This window comes from Aureimonas sp. Leaf454, assembly GCF_001424685.1.
Lineage (GTDB): Bacteria > Pseudomonadota > Alphaproteobacteria > Rhizobiales > Rhizobiaceae > Plantimonas.
In genome coordinates this window covers 221,738-244,696 of the sequence record NZ_LMQT01000022.1, presented here as the reverse complement: position 1 = coordinate 244,696, position 22,959 = coordinate 221,738, and the positions used below count along the sequence as shown (strand labels likewise).

The 22,959-nt window shown below is 67.4% G+C and carries 22 protein-coding genes; 12 read left to right on the top strand and 10 right to left on the bottom strand.

Annotated features, from left to right (window positions below; genetic code table 11):
* Positions 1-1,000 precede the first annotated feature (1,000 nt).
* The 3 genes from ASG43_RS17680 to ASG43_RS17670 form a co-directional block, all read right to left on the bottom strand.
* Positions 1,001-1,453, bottom strand: coding sequence for a hypothetical protein (locus tag ASG43_RS17680; protein WP_056507857.1), 453 nt, complete (start codon positions 1,451-1,453; stop codon positions 1,001-1,003).
* A 267-nt stretch (positions 1,454-1,720) separates the two neighbouring features.
* Positions 1,721-2,755, bottom strand: a complete 1,035-nt coding sequence (locus ASG43_RS17675) for a LacI family DNA-binding transcriptional regulator (RefSeq protein WP_056507855.1) — start codon at positions 2,753-2,755, stop codon at positions 1,721-1,723.
* A gap of 104 nt (positions 2,756-2,859) precedes the next feature.
* Positions 2,860-3,327, bottom strand: a complete 468-nt coding sequence (locus ASG43_RS17670; protein WP_056507853.1) for a MarR family transcriptional regulator — start codon at positions 3,325-3,327, stop codon at positions 2,860-2,862.
* A gap of 132 nt (positions 3,328-3,459) precedes the next feature.
* Between ASG43_RS17670 and ASG43_RS17665 the strand changes: the two genes are divergently transcribed.
* The 3 genes from ASG43_RS17665 (at position 3,460) to ASG43_RS17655 (ending at position 6,480) form a co-directional block, all read left to right on the top strand.
* Positions 3,460-4,251 (top strand): creatininase family protein, encoded by a 792-nt coding sequence (locus ASG43_RS17665; protein WP_056507851.1) that lies wholly within the window; start codon positions 3,460-3,462, stop codon positions 4,249-4,251.
* 73 nt (positions 4,252-4,324) lie between these two features.
* Positions 4,325-5,503: a GTP-binding protein gene (locus ASG43_RS17660; RefSeq protein ID WP_056507849.1), complete on the top strand. Its 1,179-nt coding sequence runs from the start codon at positions 4,325-4,327 to the stop codon at positions 5,501-5,503.
* The gene (locus ASG43_RS17655) at positions 5,503-6,480 is read left to right on the top strand and encodes a WD40 repeat domain-containing protein (RefSeq protein ID WP_056507847.1); all 978 of its coding nucleotides are present in this window, start codon (positions 5,503-5,505) and stop codon (positions 6,478-6,480) included. Before ASG43_RS17660 ends, ASG43_RS17655 begins: the two co-directional genes overlap by 1 nt.
* Before the next feature lie 36 nt (positions 6,481-6,516).
* Here the strand turns inward: ASG43_RS17655 and ASG43_RS17650 are convergent, their stop codons facing one another.
* From ASG43_RS17650 to odc2, 3 genes are all read right to left on the bottom strand, one after another.
* Entirely contained in the window at positions 6,517-8,898 is a 2,382-nt protein-coding gene (locus ASG43_RS17650) for a PAS domain S-box protein (protein WP_056507845.1), read from the bottom strand.
* A gap of 152 nt (positions 8,899-9,050) precedes the next feature.
* Positions 9,051-9,680 carry an N-acetyltransferase gene (locus ASG43_RS17645; RefSeq protein WP_056507927.1) on the bottom strand — a complete coding sequence of 210 codons (630 nt, stop codon included), beginning with the start codon at positions 9,678-9,680 and terminating at the stop codon, positions 9,051-9,053.
* A 201-nt stretch (positions 9,681-9,881) separates the two neighbouring features.
* Positions 9,882-11,015 (bottom strand): ornithine/lysine decarboxylase, encoded by a 1,134-nt coding sequence (gene odc2, locus ASG43_RS17640; RefSeq protein WP_056507843.1) that lies wholly within the window; start codon positions 11,013-11,015, stop codon positions 9,882-9,884.
* Positions 11,016-11,574: 559 nt separating this feature from the next.
* Between odc2 and ASG43_RS17635 the strand changes: the two genes are divergently transcribed.
* From ASG43_RS17635 to ASG43_RS17620, 4 genes are all read left to right on the top strand, one after another.
* On the top strand, positions 11,575-12,513 hold the full coding sequence (locus ASG43_RS17635) for a LysR family transcriptional regulator (protein ID WP_056507842.1): 939 nt from the start codon (positions 11,575-11,577) through the stop codon (positions 12,511-12,513).
* A 96-nt stretch (positions 12,514-12,609) separates the two neighbouring features.
* On the top strand, positions 12,610-13,131 hold the full coding sequence (locus ASG43_RS17630) for a L,D-transpeptidase (protein WP_056507840.1): 522 nt from the start codon (positions 12,610-12,612) through the stop codon (positions 13,129-13,131).
* Positions 13,132-13,226: 95 nt separating this feature from the next.
* The gene (locus ASG43_RS17625; RefSeq protein ID WP_056507838.1) at positions 13,227-13,913 is read left to right on the top strand and encodes a DUF1007 family protein; all 687 of its coding nucleotides are present in this window, start codon (positions 13,227-13,229) and stop codon (positions 13,911-13,913) included.
* Positions 13,904-14,986 (top strand): nickel/cobalt transporter, encoded by a 1,083-nt coding sequence (locus ASG43_RS17620; protein WP_056507836.1) that lies wholly within the window; start codon positions 13,904-13,906, stop codon positions 14,984-14,986. Before ASG43_RS17625 ends, ASG43_RS17620 begins: the two co-directional genes overlap by 10 nt.
* A gap of 30 nt (positions 14,987-15,016) precedes the next feature.
* Here the strand turns inward: ASG43_RS17620 and ASG43_RS17615 are convergent, their stop codons facing one another.
* A complete protein-coding gene (locus ASG43_RS17615) occupies positions 15,017-15,772 on the bottom strand; it encodes a gamma-glutamyl-gamma-aminobutyrate hydrolase family protein (RefSeq protein ID WP_056507834.1) in 756 nt (251 codons plus the stop codon).
* Between the two features lie 180 nt (positions 15,773-15,952).
* On the opposite strand from ASG43_RS17615, the gene ASG43_RS17610 reads away from it, so the two are divergent.
* The 4 genes from ASG43_RS17610 (at position 15,953) to ASG43_RS22330 (ending at position 18,984) form a co-directional block, all read left to right on the top strand.
* A complete protein-coding gene (locus ASG43_RS17610; protein ID WP_056507832.1) occupies positions 15,953-17,068 on the top strand; it encodes an ABC transporter substrate-binding protein in 1,116 nt (371 codons plus the stop codon).
* 171 nt (positions 17,069-17,239) lie between these two features.
* On the top strand, positions 17,240-17,935 hold the full coding sequence (locus tag ASG43_RS17605; RefSeq protein ID WP_056507830.1) for a hypothetical protein: 696 nt from the start codon (positions 17,240-17,242) through the stop codon (positions 17,933-17,935).
* Positions 17,936-18,102: 167 nt separating this feature from the next.
* Positions 18,103-18,747: a RecX family transcriptional regulator gene (locus tag ASG43_RS17600; protein WP_244488147.1), complete on the top strand. Its 645-nt coding sequence runs from the start codon at positions 18,103-18,105 to the stop codon at positions 18,745-18,747.
* Between the two features lie 84 nt (positions 18,748-18,831).
* Entirely contained in the window at positions 18,832-18,984 is a 153-nt protein-coding gene (locus ASG43_RS22330) for an aa3-type cytochrome c oxidase subunit IV (RefSeq protein ID WP_082491026.1), read from the top strand.
* Positions 18,985-19,155: 171 nt separating this feature from the next.
* Here ASG43_RS22330 and ASG43_RS17595 read toward each other — a convergent pair whose 3' ends face one another.
* From ASG43_RS17595 to rpsU, 3 genes are all read right to left on the bottom strand, one after another.
* Positions 19,156-19,659, bottom strand: a complete 504-nt coding sequence (locus ASG43_RS17595; protein WP_056507828.1) for a DUF992 domain-containing protein — start codon at positions 19,657-19,659, stop codon at positions 19,156-19,158.
* A gap of 110 nt (positions 19,660-19,769) precedes the next feature.
* Complete coding sequence (locus ASG43_RS17590; RefSeq protein WP_056507827.1) at positions 19,770-20,585, bottom strand: tetratricopeptide repeat protein; 816 nt, start codon at positions 20,583-20,585, stop codon at positions 19,770-19,772.
* Between the two features lie 289 nt (positions 20,586-20,874).
* Positions 20,875-21,120 carry a 30S ribosomal protein S21 gene (rpsU, locus tag ASG43_RS17585; RefSeq protein ID WP_056507825.1) on the bottom strand — a complete coding sequence of 82 codons (246 nt, stop codon included), beginning with the start codon at positions 21,118-21,120 and terminating at the stop codon, positions 20,875-20,877.
* A 579-nt stretch (positions 21,121-21,699) separates the two neighbouring features.
* On the opposite strand from rpsU, the gene ASG43_RS17580 reads away from it, so the two are divergent.
* A complete protein-coding gene (locus tag ASG43_RS17580) occupies positions 21,700-22,953 on the top strand; it encodes a sarcosine oxidase subunit beta family protein (RefSeq protein ID WP_056507823.1) in 1,254 nt (417 codons plus the stop codon).
* The last annotated feature ends 6 nt before the right edge of the window (positions 22,954-22,959 follow it).

The window sequence follows — 22,959 nt, the reverse complement described above, 5'->3', positions numbered from 1 at the left end:
GATATCTCTCACATCTCAACACACCACCACAAACCAAACTCCAACATAACCCGGTCGCCGAAAGGTCGCCGGGCGTTTGGCGTTCGAAATGCGAAACGCCGAAAAACACGCAAAGCACAAGAAGAAAAAGACGGTGTCCAAAGGCGGCGTCAGGCCGGACTCATCCCCTCCGGGGAAGGCGTCGCCATCGCGGCGCCGGCGAGATCGTTCTCAGGCCATCTTAGATCCCCTCCGTCCCCGCTGAAGCCCGCATCATCACGCGACCCGAACGCGTGATCATCCGGAGGATCAGCCCGTCGCAGCGGTTCTTCCGCTTCCGCCGCGGAATCCGGCGGGCCGTGTTCCGATCCTTGGCAGGCGGAAGGATGATCAGGCCTTAGATTCGGGCGCCCACCACCGACGGGAACCATGGCGATCTCCACGTCGGACGTGGGCGCAAAGACCGCGATCATGTCCGCGATATCCCGTGACGCTCACCCTCTTGGTCGAGGGCGCATCCACCTTGAGGCCTCTGGACGGCTTGATAAGCCTGAAAGCGTTCTGGGATGCCGCACTCCCACATCACACAATGCCCTCGTCGGAGCGCCTCCGCGCCGCAAGGCGTTGCTGCCGTCCACAATGGCCGACGCCGCTCACGCTCAGGCCGATGCCGGGTCGCCGCCCATCGTTCGGCAAGGCGATTCAACGGTATAAGACGGAGCTGCGCGCGAACGCGTCCCGGCGGCAGACACCAGAACGGGCGTCGCTGGTCACAGCCAGACGTCGAACGACCACAGCTTCAACGAAAACGCGTGCCGGATCGAAAGGTCCGACGCGCGTCGTCAGTGTCGACACAGGCTCCCGCATCACGCCGTCGCGCCTGCGCCTTCCGCGTGCGCAAGAGACTCATCGCGACCCGAAACCGGACCCGCAAGGCCATTCAGGGCCGTTCTTCTGAACGAGCGAAGGTGAGGTGTCCCTTGATCGGAACAGAGACGGGGGGAGGTTCGTCGGCAGATCGTCAGCTGCGAGCCGGGACGATCGTGATCAGGGCGTCGAGCGGATAAATGGACTCGTAGAGCACGCCGTCTCCGGGTGCGAAGGCGATGACGGTGCCGCCGCCGCGGTCGGCCAGGATGAGCGTTCCGTCAGCCGCCGCTCGCCAGAAGGCGACACGGGACAGAGCGGGGGACTGCCGGCAGTCTTCGCCGAGGGGTGCTTCCACGAAGGTCGCCGTGGCGGGGGCTGCTCGCTCCGTCCTGCAGACCTTTCCACTGCGAAGGTCGATGAGGCGCATGGCCTCCGAGCCTCCTGCAGTCCCGATGCCGCCGGTCTCGATCGGATCGATGTCGACGGGATCCATCGTGAAAAGGCCCGCGGCTTGGGCTCGGTCGGTCCAAGGGCTACCCTGGACGTTGGCGGCGAAGAGCGTTCCGACAAAGCCGGTGGCGAGAGCGATGGCGGCAAAGCGCATGGCGTCGACCTTCCCTGAGACTGCAAACCAAAGGATAGGCTAGGCAGCGAAGGTTGACCGAAGCTGATCTCGGGGTCGTCGGGCCCGTCGATCATCGAACCCATCGGCAGCCGATTCGAGCAGGCGGCTGCCAGCGGACGTTGCGGCCAGGTCGAACCCAGGCGAAATAGGTCTGGGCCTCTCGACCCGTTCCGGGCTCGACGTGCGGCAGGTCCCGATGCCGCCATGTCACCTGCGGTGGCGAGACCTCGAGGTTGCGTCGCCCGTTCAGGATAGGGGAGGCAGCGTGTCGATCGACAGGCCACAGGATTGTCGGATCTTCAATTGCGGCGTGATCAGTTCGACTGTCCCCTCCGCCGGAGCGCCGGCCAGGCGCTTGAGAAGCGAGTCCGCGGCGCGACGGCCGACCTCGCTTTGTCCGTTCGCAACGGTCGTCAGAGGCGGCATCGCGATGACGGCTTCGTCGATGTCGTCGTAGCCGGTCACCGCGACATCGATGCCGGGCCGAAGGGCCGCTCGGCTCAGGCCATACATGAAGCCGAGCGCGACGAGATCGGAGAAGCAGGCGACCGCCGTGGGGCGCTCGGGCAATGCCAGGAAGTCTCGGGCCGCGTCGAAGCCGGAATGGCGGGTCCGCGGGCCGGCGATCCGCCATTCGGGACGGGGTTCGATGCCGGCCTCCAGCATGGCTCTGCGGTAACCGGCGGCGCGATCGCGCCCCGTCGAGGTCATCTCGGTGCCGCCGACCATCGCGATCTCGCGATGTCCGAGCGACAGAAGGTGGCGGACGGCGAGCGACATGCCGTAGGCGTCGTCGCCCCGAAAGCTCGCGACCCCCGAGCCCTCGACGGTGCGCGCGATCAGCGTCACCGGAAGATCGTTGTCCTCGGCAAGGCGGATGTCGCTGGCGGGCGTGCCGATCGCGGGAGACATGATGAGCCCGTCGGCCCCCAGCTGCAGCATCGTGTCGACGAAGGAGCGTTGCTTGTTCAGATCGTCGTAGTGATTGCACAGAACGAAGGTCTGGCGATGCCGATCCAGCTCATCCTCGATGGACTTCAGGATCTCGCCGAAGAACGGGTTCATGATGTCGTGAACGCAAACACCCACGATCCCGGAACGCGACGTGCGCAGGCTCGCGGCGCGTCGATTGTAGATGTAACCCGACGTCCGCGCCTGCTCCTTGATCCGCTCGCGCGTCACTTCGGCGACGAGGGGACTGTCGCGCAGCGCCAGAGACACCGTTGCGGTGGACAGGCCCAGCGCCTCGGCGATCGTGGAAAGCTTGACCTTCTGCCCCATGGTTCAGGCGCTCTCGATCACAGCGTGACGGTCGCGGAAGGGCCGGTGCACGGCCCGATCGGCGTGGTGGAACGGGGCATGGAAGGGAATCGTCTGCAAGCGTTTCATGCCGTTTCTTCGAGAGCGTCGCCATCGTCGATCGCGGCACTGAGATTTCGCTCCACGCGTTGAAGCAGCTTTCGCAGCGTCTTGCGCTCTTTATCGGACAGGCCCTTCAGGGCCTCGCGCTCGACGGCCTTCTGCGCGGCCCGCACCTCCTGAAGAAGAGCCTGTCCCTTTTCCGTCAAAAAGGCATGGCTCTGGCGCGCGTCGGTCGCCGAAGCGCGCTTTTCCAGAATGCCCTGCAGGACGAGGCGCGACACCGTCTTGGTGATCGTCGGAGGCCGAACGGACAGGCGGGTCGCGAGGTCGCGAAGCGAGAGGCCGTCGTCGGCGCCGAGGGCGAGGAGAACGGCGTCCTGGCCGGGATAGACGTCGATCGCAGCGAGATGGCTCGACAAGGCTGTTCGACCCGCGCGCGCGGAGAGGACGAGCTGGTTCATCGTCGATCGCTTGCGCTTGCGTTCCGTCATGGGGTTCCGAGCCGTCTCGTGCGCGCCAAGATGAAGAAGAGGCCTTGCATTGTCCACCCGAGCGGTCGACCTCTGGCGGGGACAAGGCCTCATCCCGGCCGAATTCCCGTGACGTGACGGTGGAGGAGAGACATGAGGCGCCGTTTCGAGGACTGGACGACGGTTGAACTCGGCGAAGCCCGCTTCGATCTCGAGCGCTTCGTCGTCCTTCTTCCCGTTGCCGCCGTCGAGCAGCACGGGCCCCATCTTCCCCTCGGGACCGACGCGATGATCGCGGACGGCATGATCGAGACGCTTCTGGGCGTGCTCGACGAGACCCGCCGAGTGGTCGTGGTCGAACCGCTTCGCCTCGGAGCCTCGCTCGAACACGCGGATTTCCCCGGCACCCTGGATCTCGGCTTCGCCTTGACGCAGGAGACGATTGTGCAGGCGGGGCGGGGGCTTCACGCCGCGGGGTTTCGGCGGATCGCGATCGTGAGTTCGCACGGCGGGAACACGCCGTCGATCGATTCGGGCGCCCTCGTGCTGCGCCGCACGCTCGGCCTCCTCGTCGCAACGGGAAGCTGGATGCGCTTCGGCGTTCCCGATGGAGTCCTGCCGCGCGAAGAACTGGCGCACGGCATCCATGGCGGCGCCGTCGAAACCGCCCTCATGCTGCACTTCCGGCCGGATCTCGTGCGCACCGATCGCATCGGGCACGCCGTCTCCCTGCAGGCGAAGCTGGAGGCGCGGCATGCGCATCTGCGCGCACACGGTCGCCTCGGCTTCGGTTGGATGGCGCGGGATCTCAACGCCTCTGGCGTCGTCGGCGATGCGAGGCTCGCGACCGCTGACATGGGTCGCGCGATCGCGCGACACCAGGCGGAGGGATGCGCGGCCTTTCTCGGCGACATCGAAGGGTTCGATCTCTCCGACCTCGCATGAGCCTTCCCACCGAGAGGCGCGTGCATTTCCCCGCCGCCGCGCCTATATCCGGCCGACCATCAAGGAGGCAGACATGTCCCAGACGTCCCCCGCTGCGGATGCCCAGATCCCCGTCACCGTCCTCACCGGCTATCTCGGCGCCGGCAAGACGACGCTCCTCAACCGGATCCTCACCGAGAACCACGGCAAGCGCTATGCGGTCATCGTGAACGAGTTCGGCGAGATCGGCATCGACAACGATCTCATCGTGGAATCCGACGAGGAGATCTACGAGATGAACAATGGCTGCGTCTGCTGCACGGTGCGCGGCGACCTCGTGCGCGTCGTGGAAGGACTGACCAAGCGTCCGGGCCGTTTCGACGCGATCATCGTGGAGACGACCGGTCTCGCCGATCCCGTGCCGGTCGCGCAGACCTTCTTCATGGACGAGGACGTGCGCGCCAAGACGCGGCTCGACGCCGTCGTCGCGCTGGTCGATGCCAAGCACCTGCCGCTGCGGCTGAAGGATTCACGCGAGGCCGAGGACCAGATCGCCTTCGCCGACGTGATCGTCCTCAACAAAACCGATCTCGTGACCCCGGAGGAACTGGCCAAGGTCGAGGCGACGGTGCGGGCCATCAACCCGACCGCCCGCATTCACCGCACGACGCGAGCGGGCGTCGATATCGCCCAGGTGCTCGACCAGGGTGCCTTCGACCTCACCCGCGTCCTGGACAACGATCCGGACTTCCTGGATGAGGCTCGGCATGCGCATGACGATCACGTCTGCGGTCCCGACTGCGATCACGACCATCATCACGATCACGCCCACCATGCCCACGAGGGGCACGATCATTCCGGTCATGATCATCACGACCATGGCCATCAAGGGCACGACCACCACGGGCACGGTCACGACCATCACGGGCACGACGCGGCCTCACCGATCCACGACGTGACCGTCGTCTCGGTCTCGCTGCGCGGCGGGGAGATGGACCAGCGCCGCTTCTTTCCCTGGATCCAGACGCTGACGCAGGAACAGGGGCCGAAGATCCTCCGCCTGAAGGGCATCATCGCCTTCGAAGGCGACGACGACCGTTACGTCGTGCAGGGCGTCCACATGATCGTCGAAGGCGATCACCAGCGGCCCTGGCGCGAGGGCGAGAAGCGCGAGAGCCGGCTGGTCTTCATCGGACGCGATCTCGACGCCGCGGCCTTGAAGGCGGAGTTCGAGGCCTGCGCGGCCAAGGAGCGCCAGAAGGCCGACGCCTGATGCCATCCATCGCATCCTACGACTTCGGCGCCTTCGTCGAGACGGCCGGCTTTCTTCAGGACGAGCCGGTCTTCGCTCTCGTCGACGGCACCGTCCGCTTTCCCGCGGGCGGCGAGCGCGTGACGACCGCCCACGAGGGCGGTCTGATCACCGCCCGGTTCGACCCGGCCAAGGGCCGCCTTCTCACCGGCGGCGAGGACGGGCGCGTCGTGGCCGTTGCGGCCGACGGAAGCGCGAGCGAGCTCGCCTCGATCGGTCGGCGCTGGATCGCCGCCGTCGCGGCGGGACCGAACGGCGCCATCGGCTTCTCCGCCGGGCGCACGGCCTATGTCCAGCCGGCCGGGGGCGCCTTGAAGGCGTTCGCCCATCCGCGCTCCGTCGAGGATATTGCCTTCGCCCCGAAGGGGCTGCGCATCGCGACCGCGCGCTATGACGGGGCATCGCTCTATTTCGCGGGAACCGACAGTCCGCCGTCCCAGCTGGAATGGAAGGGCGCCCATATCGGCATCGCCTTCTCGCCGGACGGCCGATTCCTCGTCACGCGCATGCAGGAGAATGCCCTGCACGGATGGCGCGTCGAGGACGGCAAGCACATGAAGATGACGGGCTATCCGGCCAAGGTGAAATCCTGGTCCTGGTCGGCCAAGGGCAAGTTCCTCGCCACGTCCGGCGCACCCGCCGCGATCCTCTGGCCGTTCTCGGCCAAGGATGGCCCGATGGGCAAGGCGCCCCTCGAGCTCGGCACGCGCGGCAATTCCATGGTGACGTCCGTTGCCTGCCATCCCGCCGAGGACATGGTGGCGATCGGCTATGTCGACGGCATGATCCTGGCCGTGCGTTTCTCGGACGCGCGCGAAGCGCTGTTGCGCCGCAGCGGAAAGGGCGCGATCTCCGCGCTGGGCTGGGACAAGGCCGGAGGGCGCCTGGCCTTCGGTTCCGACGAAGGGGATGGCGGCGTCATCGACATCGCGGGCTGAACCCGATTCCGTCCCCTGGCAGCCGGCGGCCCGGCATCAGCCGACCACCGGTTCGCCCCCGTCGCCATCCTCGTGAAGCGGTGCGTCGATGCGGCAGACGACGCCCTCTGGACGATAATCGATCTCGACCTCGCCGCCGAATTCGAGCGCGAGCGATTGCTGGATGAGGCGCGAGCCGAAGCCGCGCGAACTCGGCTCCTCCACCCGCGGCCCGCCGCTCTCCCGCCATTCGAAGACGAGGCGGGCTTCGTCGCCGCCTTCGATGCGCCAGCGGATCGCGACCTTGCCCTCCTCGCCGGACAGAGCGCCGTACTTGGCGGCATTGGTGGCGAGCTCGTGCAGCGCCAGCGCCAGCGCGAGGCTCTGCTTGGCGTTCAAGCGGATGTCCGGACCGGACCAGCTGAAGCGTTCGCCGTCTTTCGTGCGGTGGCTCTCCAGAGACTGCGAAACGATCGCTCCGATCGGGGCGCTCGTCCAGGACGTCTGCGTCAGGATATCGTGGGCATGGCTGAGGGCGATCAATCGCGCGCTGAAGGCCGCAAGGCCCTCCTGAACGTTCGGCGCGCGCCGCAAGGTCTGGTTGGCGAGGGCGTTGACCATCGCGAGCGTGTTTTTCACGCGGTGCTGCAGCTCTCGCGTCAGGAGCAGCTGGCGCTCCTCGGCCTGCTTTTCCTCCGTCACGTCCCGCACCGCGCCGACGAAGCGGATGGTCTTGCCCTCGCGCACGACGGTCTGGCCGCTCGCATGGACGTGCCGGATCTTTCCGTCCTCGCGGCCGATGGTGCGGTAGACGGATTCGAAGTTGCCCGTGCTCTCGGGATCGAGAACCACCGCCACCTCGGCCGTCACGCGCTCCCGGTCATCGGGATGGAGACCCGGCAGGAAGACGGTCTCGTAATCGACGCGCGCGTCGCTGGCGAGCCCGAAGCAGGCCTTGCAACGCTCGTCCCACAGAAGCTCGCCGGTGGCCAGATCGAAGTCGAAGCTCCCGATCTCGGCCGCCTCGTGCGCGAGGCGAAGACGCGTCTCGGCCTCGACGAGAGCCGTCTGCGTGCGCCGGCGCTCGCTGAAGCTCCAGGCGCGGTTGAGGACTTCGCGGATGAAGGCGACGTCGTCCTCGGCCCAGTGGCGCGTGTGACGGTCGTGCAGGAAGAGAAGCACGCGGATGCGGCCGTTCTCGACCACCGTGACATGGGCGGCGGACGAGACGCCGAAGCCGAGAAACGCCTCGGCGCCCTCGGCCGTCGCCGGATGCGCCGTGACGTCCTCCACCAGAACCGTGCCCGTGCGCAGGGCCGGCACGAAGCCCGGGCCGAACTGTGCGAGGTCGAAGCTGCGCGGCATCGGCTCGCAGCCCTCTCGCGTCCAGGCGCTGGCGGTGAACGCCGTTTCCTCGCCGGTATCGATGCGGGCATAGCCGACGCGATCGAGTTCCAGCGTTTCGCCGAGAATCTCGAGCGCCCGCATCTTGTAGTCGGCGGGTCCGGCGCCGGACAGGAGGTCGTCGCCGATCTGGAGGAGGGCGGCCTGCCGGGCGGCCCGTCGGCGTTCCCCCGTGATGTCGACGATCGCGCCGGGGAACCGCTCCGGCTTCCCCTCGGCGCCCAGGAAGCAGCGGCCGCGCGCGCGCACCCAATGCAGGTCGCCCTTGATGTCGATGGTGCGATACTCGGACGAATAGGGCTCGCCGGTCGTCAGCGCCGCTTCGATCTCGGCCTGCACGCGGGCGAGATCGTCGGGATGGATGCCGGCCGAATAGAGGCCGAGGGGCGCTCCGGCCGCCGCCCGTTCCGCGTCGACGCCGTAAAGGTCGGCGAAGCGCTGGTCGGCATAGACGAGATCGCCGACGACATCCCAGTCCCACGTACCGACCAGGGCCGAGGCATCGAGGGCGAACTGCAAGCGCTCGCGGCTCGTCTCGATCTCGCGGCGGTGGGCCTCTTCGATGGTCTTGTCGCGCAGGATCTTGAGATAGCCGATCGGGCGATCCGCCTCGTCCGACAGCGGCATCATCTGCCCGCTCGCGAAGAAGCGGCTGCCGTCGGCCTTGATGTGCCAGCGGTCGTCATGCGCCTTGCCGAGCGTAAGGGCGAAGCGCATCTCGCGCTCGTGGATGCCGGCCTCGATATCCTCCGGCGTGAAGATCGACGACAGCGCGCGCCCGATCATCTGTCGGGCCGACCAGCCGAAGATCGACTCCGCCGCCTCGTTCCAGTCGGTGATGATGCCGTCGGGACCGGCGGCGATGATGGCATGGTCGACGGCGCTCTCGACGATCCGGCGATAGCGCCGTTCGTCGGTCGACGGCGCGCGAGCGGGAGGGGCGGGCTGCTCAGCGCCCAAGGCGGCGAGGCGCACCCGCAGATCGGCGTTCTCCGATCGAAGAGCCGCCGTCTCGTCCTGATCCGCAAATCCCATTCGTCGCATGTCCGCAGCGTCTTGGCCCGCGGCATGCCGCCGGCCGAACAATCCCCCGTGATCCATGGACACGAGGAAGGAGGGGAGCACAAGCACCGCACGGGCCGGAAAGCGGCAGCAGTCGGCCCGTGGGGAAGAAACGTGCTGGCGTGTCAGAAGCTTGCAACGCTCGCAGCATGGCCGGGCGCGCGCGGACGCCGTCCGCCGGTTGCCGAAGCGCGCCGTCCGGTCGGCCGGATCAGTCCGGCCGCGCCGCTTAGTGCGCCTGGGTCGAGTTCCAATCCGAGCAGTCGATGCCGCTCGAAGGGGCCCGGCATGACGAGGGCCGCCGCGCGTTCGGCCGAGAAGCCGAAGCGCTCGTAGAAGCCGGGATCGCCGACGAGAACGATCGCGCGATGGCCTCGAAACTGCGCCTCCGCGATGGCGCGCCGCATCAGAGCCGAACCGATGCCGGCGCGGGGCACGGCAGGATCGACCGCCAGCGGTCCGAGCAGCAGGGCCGGCGCGCCGTCGTCGCCGGCGGCCACGTTCCAGAGCCGGACCGTGCCGACGAGCGTGTCCGCCTCGTCGCGCGCGGCGAGCGAGAGACCTTCGGCGGGAAGACGGCCCCGCCGCAACGCCTCCGACGCCTTGCGGCGACGGCCGGGGCCCATGGCGCGGTCGAGCAGGGCCTCGCGCGCCGATGCCTCGTGCGACGCCTCCGCGCCGAGCGTGACGAGGGGAGCCAGGGCACGAACCAGCGGAGGGAAGGCGAGCGGCGCGGAAATGGCGAGAGCGGACATGGAAGCGGACCTGACCCCGGCAAGAGCACCGCCGGTTTCCTCATGGAAAACGGGCTGGACGCTCGAACTCTGAGAACCCTCGGCATCGCGCGAGTCCGCCATGGGCGAACGAACGCGAGCCTGGACGGGAAGCGGGAATGCGCGCCGGTTGGAAAGGCTCCGGCGCGCGGGGATCGAACCCCGGCGACGGAGCGCCGGGGGTCAGATGACGTAGGCTCGCAGCGGCTCGAAGCCGTTGAAGGCGACGGCCGAATAGGTCGTCGTATAGGCGCCGGTTCCCTCGATCAGAACCTCGTCGCCGATCGTCAGCGTGATCGGAAGCGGATAGGGCTTCTTCTCGTAGAGGACGTCGGCGCTGTCGCAGGTCGGACCGGCGAGGACGCAGGGCTCCATCGCGTCGCCGTCGCGCGGCGTCGTGATCGGGTAGCGGATCGCCTCGTCCATCGTCTCGGCGAGACCGCCGAACTTGCCGATGTCGAGGAAGATCCAGCGGTTCTCGTCGCTCGCGGACTTGCGGGACACGAGAACCACCTCGGCCTTGATCACGCCGGCATTGCCGACCATGCCGCGGCCGGGCTCGATGATCGTCTCCGGCATGTGATTGCCGAAATGGCGCACGAGGCTCCCGTGGATCGAGCGGCCATAGGCCTCCGCCGTCGGGATGTCCTTGAGATAGCGGGTCGGGAAGCCGCCGCCCATGTTGACCAGCGTCAGGACGATGCCCTTCTCGGCCAGCGCCTGGAAGACGAAGCTCGCATCCGCGATGGCGGCATCCCAGGCATTGGTGTCGCACTGCTGCGAGCCGACGTGGAACGACACGCCCGTGGCGACGAGACCGAGGGACTGCGCATAGACCAGGACGTCGATCGCCATGGCCGGCACGCAGCCGAACTTGCGCGAGAGCGGCCATTCCGCGCCTTCGCCATTGGTGAGGACGCGGCAGAAGACGCGGGCGCCGGGCGCGGCGCGGGCGACCTTCTCGACCTCTTCCACGCTGTCGACGGCGAACAGCGACACGCCGAGATCGTGGGCGCGCGCCACGTCGCGCTCCTTCTTGATCGTGTTGCCGTAGGAGATGCGGTCGCAGGTCGCGCCGGCATCCATCGCCATCTCGATTTCGGCGACGGACGCGCAGTCGAAATTGGAACCGAGCGCGGACAGGAGACGCAGGATCTCGGGCGCCGGATTGGCTTTCACGGCATAGTAGATCGACGAATCCGGCAAGGCCTTGCGGAACGCGCCGAAGTTCTCCTCGACGACGTCGAGATCCACGACGAGGCAGGGGCCGGCCGGGCGGCGGGTGGCGAGGAAGTCGATGATACGCTGCGTTGCCATCGGGGTTATCCCATGAATCCAAGGTGGGCATGAACGGACGCCGGCGATTCCGCACGAGCCGGTCACGGCAGGATGCAGATCCGCGGCAGGCCGCGACGTTGAGAGAACCCATGGCGTGACGCGCACGCATGAGGTTCCGATATGTCTGCCTTGGCTTGGAGGGCTTGAACCCGCCGCACTTAGGGCAATGAGGGTGTGCCTCTTCAGAATTCCCGGATGTGGAGACCGGGAGAGACCAGAAAGGCCCGCACCGTCGTTGCTTTAAGGCGTCCTCGACTTCGCTGGCTGCGAAACCGACTGGAGGCTCTCTCCAGGACCGTCCCGATGACCTCGCATTTGAGGATCGGGGGACGCCCACAGGCTCGTGCGACTTTGGGCAACCGCGATGTATGAGCGGCGCGTGTCATACGCAAGGAAAAATTTTGGTCCCGGGCCAATTCCCGCGGGCGAATTTGCGCTGCGTGACAGTGTGTCGATTTTCGGCAACAAAGCACAAGCTTCGCGCCAGCCTCGCCGCGACGGAGAGACGGCGGGACCCAGGCGACAGGGACGGACCGGCATGGATACGCTGACTCGCATGCGCGCTTTCATAGCGGTCATCGAGAACGAAGGATTCTCGGCGGCGGCGCGCAAGACCGGCCGCTCCAAGGCGCTCCTTTCCAAATATGTCCGCGAGTTGGAGGACGAGCTCGGCGTCCTCCTCATCAACCGCACCACGCGCCAGATCGCCCTTACCGGGGCCGGCGAGGTCTACCTGTCCCGGGCCTCGGCGATCCTGGCCGATCTCGAGAACCTCAACGAGGAGGCGCGAGAGGCGACGGGCGAGGCGAAGGGACGCATTCGCATCTCGGCCGCGCGCACCTTCGGCGATGCCGAATTCGGCCGCTCTCTCGTGGATTTCGCGGTGGAGCATCCCGACATCTCGCTCGACATCCATCTCGACGACAACTTCGTCGACCTCGTCGAGGAGGGCTTCGACATGGCCGTGCGCATGACGCGCCTCACCGATTCGTCGATGATCGCGCGCCGTCTCGCCCCGCTGGATTCGGTGCTCTGCGCCAGTCCTGCCCTCGTCGCCCGCCTGGGACGGCCGATCCATCCGAGCCAGCTGACGGACAAGCCCGCCGTCATCGATTCCAACTCGCGCATGTTCTCCAACTGGACCTTTCGCGATCCCGCGACCGGGGAGGCGCTTCCGGTCGCCGTGTCCGGCCAGTTCACCGCCAACAGTCCCGTGACGGTGCGCGCCGCGGTTCGAGCCGGCCTCGGCTTCGCGCTCATTCCCGAATTCGTGGTCCGGTCGGATATCGCCGCCGGTCGCCTCGTGACCGTGCTCGACGACTTCATGCCTCGGGATGCCGGCATCTACGCCGTCTTCCCGCATCGGCGGCACCTGCCGACGCGCGTGCGGCTTCTCGTCGACTACCTGGCCGCCTGGTTCCGCAAATGCGAGGGATCGAACTGCCACGACGACGAGGCGGCCGACGTCGCGCGATAGACGGGTCAGACGAACCATCGCACACCGGACGGAAACCTTCTTGTCCGAGGATCGCGCCGGCCGGCCCATCGGCCTCCCGCCGCTCGAGGACATGTCATGCGCGCCATCCGATACGCCTTCTTCGCCAGCCTTCTTCTGATCGTCGGCATCGGTCCGGCTCAGGCCGCCGGACGGGCGAGGCCGGCCGTCTCCGAGGCCGCGATCGAGGGCGAATACGATCCCGGTACGATCGTCATCAAGACGGCGGAGCGTCGCCTCTATCTCGTGACGGGGCAGTCCACCGCTCTCGCCTACGACATCGCCGTGGGCAAGCCGAGCGAGCAATGGTTCGGACGCAGCTTCGTGTCGAAGAAGCGCGAGAATCCAACATGGACGCCGACGCCGTCCATGCGCGAGAAGAACCCCAAGCTGCCGCAGCAGATGGGTCCTGGCCCGAAGAACCCGCTCGGCGTCCGCGCGATGAATCTCGGCTGGGGCACCTATCGCATCCATGGCACCAATGCACCGAAATCCATCGGTTCGGCCGCGTCCGCCGGCTGCTTCCGCATGCGCAATGCCGACGTCGCGGACCTCTTCGAGCGCGTCCATGTCGGCGCGCAGGTGGTCGTCCTGCAGTAGGCGCGAGCGACGCCAGCCCGGCGCAGGCCCGCCCGTTCCAACTTCGGCCACTCTTCTTTGCGTTGAAGGGCCGAAGTCGGACGGGGAACGCGCGAATGTCGATCATGTCACGGGGACGGGGAGGGGCCTTCGCCCGCCGTCTCGCAGCAGCCTTCCTTGCCCTTCTCGGCTCGGCCTCGGCGGCCGCGGCCCATCCGCATGTCTTTGCCGACGCGCGCATGGAGATCGTCGGCGACACCACCGGCAAGCTTCTTTCGGTGCGCAACATCTGGCGGATGGACGAGCTCTTCTCGACGAGCGTCGTTCTCGATTTCGACAAGAACGCCAATGGCGTCCTCGACGACGACGAACTCCAGGCCGTCGGCGACACGGTGAAGGAGTCGATCGCGGAATGGTCCTTCTACACCTTCGTGCGGGCCGGCGGCCGGCTCGTGCCGATGGAAGGGCCCGCCGAGATCCGCACGCTCTTCCAGGACAACCAGCTCCTCATGTTCTTCGAGATGAAGCCCAAGGAGTCGATCGACCTGAAGAGCCAGCCCGTCACGGTTTCCAATTTCGACGAGACCTTCTTCGTCGCCTTCGATTTCGCGGATGAGGCGAGCTTCCAGCTCGTCGACATGCCGGCCAGCTGCACGCGCGCGATGGTGGTGCCGGACGAGGACGAGGCTGCCAAGGAATGGATGTCCTCGATCGCCGCGCTCGGACCCGACGAGAAGGTTCCGGAGGACGGCGTCGACTATTCTCAGGTGCTGGCGACGCGGGCGGAGATCAAATGCGGCTGACTCGTCCGATCCTCGCTCTGACGGTCCTGACGCTCGCCCTTCTCGCCGCGGCGCCCGACATCGCGATCGCCAAGTCCTCGCTCGGCATCGGCACGGCCGAGGTCGCGGTGCAGCCGAGCGGACCGTTCGCGGTGCTCTTCATCGAGATCAATGCCCTTCAGCGCTCGTTCTTCACCGCGCTGCGCGAGGCGCTGGTCGCGCTGAAGTCGGGGCCCCGCGGCTATCTCCTGCTTGTCGGCCTGTCCTTCGCCTACGGCATCTTCCACGCCGCTGGGCCGGGCCACGGCAAGGCGGTGATCTCCTCCTACGTTCTCGCCAACGAGGTGCAATTGCGGCGCGGGATCGTCCTGTCCTTCGTCTCGGCCCTCCTGCAGGCCCTCACCGCGCTTCTGGCCGTCGGGCTCGGCTGGTTCGTGCTGCGCGGCACGGCGGTGACGCTGACGGATGCGACCAACGGGCTGGAAATCGCGTCCTATGCGCTCATCGCCGTGTTCGGCTTCTGGCTTCTGGCCAAGAAGCTCGCGCGGCTTCTCGCCCGCCGCGTGCCCCGCGCCGCGGCAACGCGGTTCGCGCCCGCCGGACTTGCCTTCGCCGCAGCCGGCACGGCCGGCGGCACCAGCGCAACCGCGCCGCGCCGGGAGACCCTGATGCGCCCGGCGTCGGACGGCTACGCCGCGACCGTCTGCGAAGAAGCGGAGGTTGATTGCGACTGCGGCCGCGCTCACATGCCCGACCCCCGGCTCCTCGGCCGCGAGCGCCTGTCGATCGGGACGGCGACCTCGGCGGTCGTCGCCGTCGGCCTGCGTCCGTGTTCGGGCGCGATCGTGGTGCTGACCTTCGCGCTGCTCAACGGCCTCTATCTCGGCGGCGTCCTGTCGGTTCTCGCCATGGCGCTCGGCACCGCGATCACCGTCTCGATCATCGCGACGCTCGCCGTTTTCGCCAAGGGCTGGGCCTTGCGGCTCGGCCGCGGCGGCTCTCGCTCGCGCGCCATGATGGATGCGGTCGAGATCCTGGGCGCCACCCTCGTTCTCGTCTTCGGTCTGGCGCTCCTGGGAGGCGCGCTCGTCTGAGCCGATGAGGAGAAGCGCAACGCGCCGATGTCAGCGCGCGGCGCGATGGGCGCGGCAGGCGTCTCCGAAGGCGCGGAAGATCGCAGCCGAAGCCTCGTCGCTCTCGGCCCAATATTCGGGATGCCACTGGACGCCGAGCGCGAAGGCGCCGGCATCGGCCACGCGAACGGCCTCGATCGTGCCGTCCGGAGCGGTCGCCTCGACGACGAGGCCGTCGCCGAGCCGGTCGATCGCCTGCCGATGCAGCGAGTTCACCTGGATCTCCTCGCGGCCGAGAACGCCGGCAAGCATGCCGCCCGGCGTCGCCGTCACGGGCTGGCGGATGGCATATCGCTCGGCCTGCTCGGGATGAAGCGGTGCCCGATGGTCCATGCGTCCGTCGAGATCCTGGATCTCGGTCGCCAGAGACCCGCCGCAGGCGACGTTCAACTCCTGCAGGCCGCGACAGATCGCGAGCAGGGGAAGTCTGGCCGCGATCGCCCCCCGAATCACCGAAAGGGTCATCGCGTCCCGGTCCGTGTCGTAGGGCTCGTGGGATTCGGACGGGGCGACGCCGTAGAGCGAAGGATGCACGTTCGTCACCGATCCCGTGACGAGCACGCCATCGACGCGCGACAGCAGCGTGTCCACGTCCACCGCATCCGCCAGCGCCGGCACGATGACCGGCAACCCGCCCGCGACCTTCAGCACCGCGTTGAGATAGGTCTCCGGGGCCGCATGCCAGCGATGGTTTCCGATCGTTCGGATGTCCGCGGGCACGGCGACGAGAAAGGCGGAATCCGGCATGGCGCTCGCTCCGGGAGGAGAAGGGTGGCGACGACTGCGATACCGGATCCGCCGCACTGCGGAAAGACCCATCGAGGCCCGCGAACGCGCTTGCGGCATAGACCCTTCCGCCCCATTTGCCCGCCCAGCGGCAGGATGGCGGCGCGCGCTCATGCTGCAGGATCACGGGAGCCCAAGGTTTTGGATCGACGCTCGTTCATCGTGAAGGCCGGCACGGCCGGCCTCGGCGCCGCTGCCGCGTCCGGTCTCGCCGCGCCGGCGATCGCCCAGCCGCGCCCGAACACCGTCTGGCGGCTGGCCTCGTCCTTTCCCGAAACGCTGGAGACCATCCATGGCGGCGCCCGCGATCTCGCGCGCTTCGTCGCGGAGGCGAGCGAGGGGGCGTTCACGATCGAGATCCTGCCCCCCGGCGGCGATCCGTCCCGGCGCTCGCTCGATCTCGTGACGGCGGGCGAGGCCGAGCTCTGTCACACCGCGCCGGAGGATTATGTCGACCGCGACGCGACCTTCGCGCTGGCCGGTGCCGTGCCGTTCATGCTGAACGCGCGCGGCCTGCAGGCCTGGCTCTACCAGGGCGGCGGCATCGACCGGCTGAACGGCTTCTTCTCCCGCCAGGGCCTCGTCTACTGGCCCGGCGGCAACACCGGCGCGCAGATGGGCGGCTGGTTCAAGCGCGAGGTCAGCGCCGTTCAGGATTTCCGCGGGCTGAAGATGCGGATCGGCGGGCTCGGCGCCGACGTGATGCGCCGGCTGGGCGTCCGCACGGAACCGGTGCCCGTCGAGGGCATCCGGACGGCACTGGAACGGGGAACCGTCGACGCGGCCGAATGGATCGGTCCGGCCGACGACGAGGCGCTCGGACTTCTCGAGGTCGCTCCCTTCTACTATTACCCCGGCTGGTGGGAGGGCAGCCTCGCGCCGGCCTTCCTGATCTCGAAGGCCGCCCACGATGCGCTCTCGCCGGGCCATCGAAGCCTCTTGGCGACCGCCGCTCGAGCGACGTCCCTGGAGATGCTCGCGAAATACGACACGCGAAATCCCGCCGCGCTGCGTCGCCTCGTGGAGGCCGGCGCACAGATCAGACCTTTCCCGCAGGACGTGTTGAACGCATCCTTCGACGCGGCCCAGTCGATCTACGCCGAACTTCGCGCCGCCAATGCTCCGTTCCGAGACATCTTCGATTCCATCTCGACCTTCCGAAACGATACGTTCCTCTATGCTCAAGTCGCAGAGTATACGTTCGATACGTTCATGATGATCAAACAAAGGGAAGGCGCCCTTGCGATTAAGCGCTGAGGTTGCAAAATGGAGGAAATAAGGGGCAAATTTTAAGGATTTGATACGAGATTCCAGCTTCGCGAAATGCTGGGGATCCAGAAGTGGGTGGTCGTCATTCGAGGCTTTTCGCGGCGCACCGCGCGGAGCCAGTCCCTTCCCCCCGGCTTCCCCGAAAGGTCACGTCCGACCATGCTTCCCGTCATTTCCATCGGAACGTTGAAGACGTCCGGCACCACCACTCTTGCTCTGACCATTGCCGGCGTCGCCGCTGCGGCCGATATTCCGGTCGTCCTCATCGACGCGGCGCGCGATCACGATCTGCTCGACTGGAGCCGCAAGGGCGCATGCCCCTCCAAGATCACCGTCGAGACCGCCGAGGACGAGGCGACCATGGAACGCCTGGTGCGCGCTGCGCGCCGCCGCGGCGACCTCGCTATCATCGATGCCGGCACCAGCGTCGAGGCCATCCGCTCGGCCGCCAAGCTGTCGGACCGCACGCTGATCCCCGTCCGCTTCTCGCCGCTGTCGGCCTATGCTGCGATCGAGACCGACCGCATCCTGACGGCTGATGCCGGCAAGGGCCGCCGCGGCCGCGACTGGGCCTTCGCCGCCAGCGCCGTCACCACCATTCCGAGCCGCATCGCCCGCGTCGTCGAGAGCGTCATCCAGCAGAGCCAGACGCCGCGCCTCGAAATCGGTCTCGTCCTGCGCGCCGCCTATGAGGCGCCGTTCCTGCACGGCGGCACGATCTTCAACCTCACCGACGAGATCGCCCCCGGCCTCGATCGCGCCCGCGCCGAAGCCGCGACGCTCGCCTACGAGATCGGCATTCTGGGTCGCGGCATGACGGAGAATCAGGCGCAGCCGATGCAGATCGCCGCCTGATCCACCCACGCCTCGCCTGACGGCTGGAGCCCCGCGATCTCGTTCGAGATCCGGGGCTTTCGTCGTTCGGGGATCCTTCGAGAACGGCGACGATCGGACCTTCGAGGAGCATCGCGCTTCGCGCAAGCCGCGGAGGTTGGTAGGATGAGCGCCCGGCCGGCGAACGCGTGAAGGCGCATCGATCGGCGTTCGACGAGACGCAAGGGCAATGGGTTCGCATGATGGGATCGGAACGGGACGGCAAGTCCAGACGATCTGCGGGACGACCGAGACCGGTCACCGCCGATTGGCTCTTCCGCGCTGCCGCCCACTATCTGGAACGCTATGCGAGCTCATCCGACAATCTCGCCCGGGTCCTCGCGCGCAAGATCGAGCGACGACGCCGCGCGGCCATCGAGGCCGGCGAGCCCATCGAGGCGGATGAAGGCTCCGAGGAGCGCGACCGCGCGATGATCTCGGACACGATCGCCAAATTCCTCGAGCTGAAACTGCTCGACGACCGCGCCTATGCCGAAGCCCGCTTCGCTTCCTTGCGCAGACGCGGCACGTCGCTACGGCAGACGGAGGCGAAGCTCGGCCAGAAGGGCGTGCCGCGCGAACTGCGCCAAGCCGTCGCCGCGCAGGACGAGATGGGGGACGCTGCCGCCGCGCTCGCCTACGCCAGGCGTCGGCGGCTGGGCCCGCATCGCGCGGCCGACCGGCAAACGCGCCGCGATCGCGACATCGCCGCCATGATGCGCGCGGGCTTCTCCTTCCGCGACAGCGTCGGTGCGATCGACGGCACCGGCGAAGCGCCGGACGAGCCGTCCTGAGGCTGCGGAACGCACGCCTCCCGGCATTGCCAGTTCAGGGCGAGATCGTGTATGTGCCGAGCCCGAGCGACAGGGAGCATGAGCATGGCCGAACTGCAGGGTTACGAGATCAACAAAGCCGCGCAGATGGACTATGCCGAGCATCGCCGGACCTATTCCGGCTTTCTCGCCATGTTCAAATACGGCACGATCGCCGTCATCGTGCTTCTGATCCTGATGGCGATGTTCCTGCTCTGATCGTGCGGGCAATGCGCGCGGCAGGCTGAGCCGCCGGGAAGTGTCCTGAAGGCGCCCGGGTCGGGGCACCGGGTCCGTCTCGATCAAACGCGCCGCCAAATCGATGGGACGAGACAAAGCCCGCCGGATCGCTCCGGCGGGCTCTGCGTGCTGGATGACATCGAGCCGGGATCAGGGCTTGTAGATGACCCGCTCCGACGGCGCATGCTCCAGTGAGAAGCGCGAGATGCCGGCGGTGGCGTTGAGGCCGAACTGCGCCTGGAGGCTGGTCGGCTGCAAGGTGAACCCGCCGTCCGGTCCGCCCCCGAGGATCTTGGCGCCGCCACCGGCCGCGACCGAGGCATCGGCGGACACGCCGTAGTAATTGCCGGCGATCGACACGGGCTGACCGTTCTCGAAGCTGCCGGCATAGACGATCCAGGACAGATCCTGACGGCCCGTGATGCCGACATCGACGCCGACCGTGTCGAGACGCGCGACATAGGGCTCGATCGGCGCGGTCCGATCGGCAGGCTTGAACGTGCAGAGATAGTCCTTGGTGGACCCGATGACGTAGGCGAGGGCGCCGTCGCTCTGGCAGGTGAGGAGGCCGAGCTTGGTGTCGGCCTTCGCGGCTGCGGGGAGGGAGACGGCCGCGGCGATGGCGGCGACGGCGAGAAGTGCGGTGTGTTTCATGACGGGGAACTCCAGATCGGTCTGTCGTTTCCCAAACCCGCGAAGCGCCCGTCGGTTTCAATTCCTGTCATCACGCCTTCGCACCTGCGGTAACGCAGTGCGATTGGCGGTCAGCTGGTGCGCGACATGCCGTCCTTGGCGGGACGATAATTCGGGTCGAGCTGGGCGGCGCGGGCGTAGGATTTGCGCGCGCGCGCCTTGTCGCCCTGCCGCTCGTACACGATCGCCTGATTGGTCCAGTATTCCGCGCTCTTGTCGTCGAGCTTCAAAGCCATGTTGAAGTCGGTGAAGGCGTTTTCCTCGTCGTCGAGCGCGAGATAGGAGACGCCGCGGCCGGAATAGGGCTCGGGCGCGTCCGCCTTCAGGGAAATCGCATGGCTGAAATCCTCGATCGCCTGCTTGTGCTGGCCGTCGATCTGATAGAGGAGGCCGCGATTGTGGTAGGCGCGCGGATCGGTCGTGTTGAGGTCGATCGCGCGCTGGAAATCGGCGAGCGCCTCGCGGTTGCGGCCGGCGACGCGGTAGATGTTGCCACGGCCGATATAGGCGCTGTCATAGTTGGGATTGATCTTCAGCGCCGTGTTGTAGTCGGCGACGGCCTTGGCCTGCTCGTTCGTCTGGCGGAAGACGAGGGCTCGGTTGGCATAGGCCTGATAGAAGTTCGGATCGAGCTGGATCGCCGTGGTGAAATCGGCGACGGCGCGATTGTAGTCGCCCGCCCGGCCATAGGCGGTGCCGCGGACGTTGTAGGCTTCGGGTTCGCGCGGATTGGCGTTCACCGTCGCCGTCAGGGACGAAATGTTCTCCGCCGACCCCTGCGCCTGGTCGAGTTGGATCGCATTGGCGTCCGGACCGCCCGACTGGCAGGCGCCGAGCGAAACAAGGGCTGCGAGGACGCCAAGCGTCTGAAGGCGGGACCGGATCATCGGGCTTTTGGCATGTCGGGCAGCGGCGGTGGTGGAAAGTGCCAAGCGTCCGGTCCTTCTCATGGTCTCGCCGCGGCGTCCCGCCGCTTCGAGCCTTGCAGTGTCGAGGTCGCGGGCCGGAACATCCGGACCACGGCGGGAGATCTTCGGCCATGCGAAAGGCGGCACGCCCCGGGAGCCGCACCGCCTTCGCTGGACCGAGAAATCGCCCAAATCATGACAGGCTAGCAGCCGACGGCAGTATGGGGCACCAAGGTTGCCCGACGCTGACCAGACGGCTCGGCGTGCCTCAGCGCGCCGCCTTCGCCTTGACGGCCGGCTTGGCGCTCGGCAGCAGGCCTTCGCGCTGCGCCGCCTTGCGGGCGGTCTTGCGGGCGCGGCTGATGGCGGCCTGCTTCTCGCGCACGCGGCGCTCGGACGGCTTCTCGTAATGGTCGCGCTGCTTCATTTCGCGAAAGACGCCTTCGCGCTGCAGCTTCTTTTTCAGGACGCGGAGGGCCTGGTCGACATTGTTGTCGCGGACGAGAACTTGCACGGGTTGTTCCGTTGAAAGGGATGGGATGGATCGGGCCTCGTGACGGCCGGCGCAAACCGCCGGTTCCCTCAAGAAATTCGACGCCGGCCCTTAGCAGAACCGGCGTCGCGTGTCGAGATGCCGCGGGAGCCGCCGGGGCCCGACCGTCTTCTTGCCGGCATCGGTCGCCGCGTTCCGCCCTGGCCCGGCGCGTCGTCGCCGTGCGGCGCGCGCCCGTCGTCATCGGAAAGGAGCGCATGACGGAGGGCAGCGTCAGCGTGACGCGGCGGTTTTCCGGTCGGCGGCCGAGACCGGGACGACGGGTTGAGCTTTCGCGGGACGGCGTCGAAAACGCCATGGCTTCAGACGTCTCGGCGCGTTCGATCCGAGCGGTCAAGGTGTGGCGACCGACGCCGTCCTGCCGCATCCGCCCCCGTCTCGCGCGAACCGGCGGCGGTTGTCGGGACAAAGCGTCAGACCCCGTCGCAAAATGAGCATGATCCGCGGCTCAAAGCGCTAGACGGAAGGGGCGACAGGCCTAGACTGCGGCGAAGGCGGTTTTCGTCCCGTCGCCGACGATCTCGATCCAAGGATGTTCGAATGCGACGTTTCTCAGCCTTCGCGCTGGCGCGCGAGGCCTTCCGGAACCACAGCGGATGGGGCGAGCAATGGGCGTCACCCGAGCCGCGCAGCCATTACGACGTCGTCATCGTGGGGGCCGGCGGACACGGTCTCGCCACCGCCTACTACCTCGCCAAGGAACATGGCATCACCGATATCGCGGTGATCGAGAAGGGATGGCTCGGCGGCGGCAACACCGGCCGCAACACGACGATCATCCGTTCGAACTATCTCTACGACGAGTCCGCCGCGCTCTATAATCATGCGCTGAACCTCTGGGAGGATCTCTCCCAGGATCTCAATTACAACGTGATGTTCTCGCCGCGCGGCGTCCTCATGCTTGCGCACAACGTGCACGACGTGCAGGTCGCCAAGCGCCACATTCACTCCAATCGCCTGAACGGCGTCACCAACGAGTGGCTGACGGCGGAGGAGTGCAAGGCGTTCTGCCCACCGCTCCACATCGGCAAGGACACGCGCTATCCGATCGTCGGCGGCGCGCTGCAGCGCCGTGGCGGCACGGCGCGTCACGACGCAGTGGCCTGGGGCTATGCGAGGGCGGCCTCCGCGAGGGGCGTCCACATCATCCAGAACTGCGCCGTCACCGGCATCCGCCGCGGCGCCGACGGCTCGGTCAAGGGCGTCGAGACGAGCCGCGGCTTCATCGGCGCCAAGAAGGTCGGCGTCGTCGCGGCGGGCTCGACCTCCACCGTCATGGAGATGGCGGGCGTTCGCATGCCGCTCGAAAGCTTCCCGCTGCAGGCCTTGGTCTCCGAGCCGGTGAAGCCCTGCTTCCCCTGCGTGGTCATGTCGAACACGGTCCACGCCTATATCTCGCAGTCCGACAAGGGCGAGCTCGTGATCGGCGCGGGCACGGACCAGTATCCGTCCTACAGCCAGTCCGGCAGCCTCCACATCCTCAACCACACGCTGGATGCGATCTCCGAGATGTTCCCGATGTTCCGCCGCATGAAGATGCTGCGCTCCTGGGGCGGCATCGTCGACGTGACGCCGGACCGCTCGCCGATCCTGTCGAAGACGCCGGTGAAGGGCCTGTACGTGAATTGCGGATGGGGCACGGGCGGCTTCAAGGCGACGCCGGGTTCGGGTCATGTGTTCGCCCACACGATCGCCCGCGACGAGCCGCACAAGATCAACGCGGCCTTCAATCTCGACCGCTTCACCACCGGCCGCTTCATCGACGAGGCGGCGGCGGCCGCCGTCGCGCACTAAGGGGAC

Bases quoted from the DNA above. Each gene is read 5' to 3' on its own strand.
- ASG43_RS17635 (WP_056507842.1), top strand. From the start codon at position 11,575: ATGGATACGCTGACTCGCATGCGCGCTTTCATAGCGGTCATCGAGAAC.
- ASG43_RS17580 (WP_056507823.1), top strand. From the start codon at position 21,700: ATGCGACGTTTCTCAGCCTTCGCGCTGGCGCGCGAGGCCTTCCGGAAC.
- ASG43_RS17615 (WP_056507834.1), bottom strand. From the start codon at position 15,772: ATGCCGGATTCCGCCTTTCTCGTCGCCGTGCCCGCGGACATCCGAACG.
- ASG43_RS17670 (WP_056507853.1), bottom strand. From the start codon at position 3,327: ATGACGGAACGCAAGCGCAAGCGATCGACGATGAACCAGCTCGTCCTC.
- ASG43_RS17630 (WP_056507840.1), top strand. From the start codon at position 12,610: ATGCGCGCCATCCGATACGCCTTCTTCGCCAGCCTTCTTCTGATCGTC.
- ASG43_RS22330 (WP_082491026.1), top strand. From the start codon at position 18,832: ATGGCCGAACTGCAGGGTTACGAGATCAACAAAGCCGCGCAGATGGAC.
- ASG43_RS17665 (WP_056507851.1), top strand. From the start codon at position 3,460: ATGAGGCGCCGTTTCGAGGACTGGACGACGGTTGAACTCGGCGAAGCC.
- ASG43_RS17680 (WP_056507857.1), bottom strand. From the start codon at position 1,453: ATGCGCTTTGCCGCCATCGCTCTCGCCACCGGCTTTGTCGGAACGCTC.
- ASG43_RS17655 (WP_056507847.1), top strand. From the start codon at position 5,503: ATGCCATCCATCGCATCCTACGACTTCGGCGCCTTCGTCGAGACGGCC.
- ASG43_RS17620 (WP_056507836.1), top strand. From the start codon at position 13,904: ATGCGGCTGACTCGTCCGATCCTCGCTCTGACGGTCCTGACGCTCGCC.
- ASG43_RS17590 (WP_056507827.1), bottom strand. From the start codon at position 20,585: ATGATCCGGTCCCGCCTTCAGACGCTTGGCGTCCTCGCAGCCCTTGTT.
- ASG43_RS17645 (WP_056507927.1), bottom strand. From the start codon at position 9,680: ATGTCCGCTCTCGCCATTTCCGCGCCGCTCGCCTTCCCTCCGCTGGTT.
- odc2 (WP_056507843.1), bottom strand. From the start codon at position 11,015: ATGGCAACGCAGCGTATCATCGACTTCCTCGCCACCCGCCGCCCGGCC.
- ASG43_RS17675 (WP_056507855.1), bottom strand. From the start codon at position 2,755: ATGGGGCAGAAGGTCAAGCTTTCCACGATCGCCGAGGCGCTGGGCCTG.
- ASG43_RS17625 (WP_056507838.1), top strand. From the start codon at position 13,227: ATGTCGATCATGTCACGGGGACGGGGAGGGGCCTTCGCCCGCCGTCTC.
- ASG43_RS17650 (WP_056507845.1), bottom strand. From the start codon at position 8,898: ATGGGATTTGCGGATCAGGACGAGACGGCGGCTCTTCGATCGGAGAAC.
- ASG43_RS17660 (WP_056507849.1), top strand. From the start codon at position 4,325: ATGTCCCAGACGTCCCCCGCTGCGGATGCCCAGATCCCCGTCACCGTC.
- ASG43_RS17595 (WP_056507828.1), bottom strand. From the start codon at position 19,659: ATGAAACACACCGCACTTCTCGCCGTCGCCGCCATCGCCGCGGCCGTC.
- ASG43_RS17605 (WP_056507830.1), top strand. From the start codon at position 17,240: ATGCTTCCCGTCATTTCCATCGGAACGTTGAAGACGTCCGGCACCACC.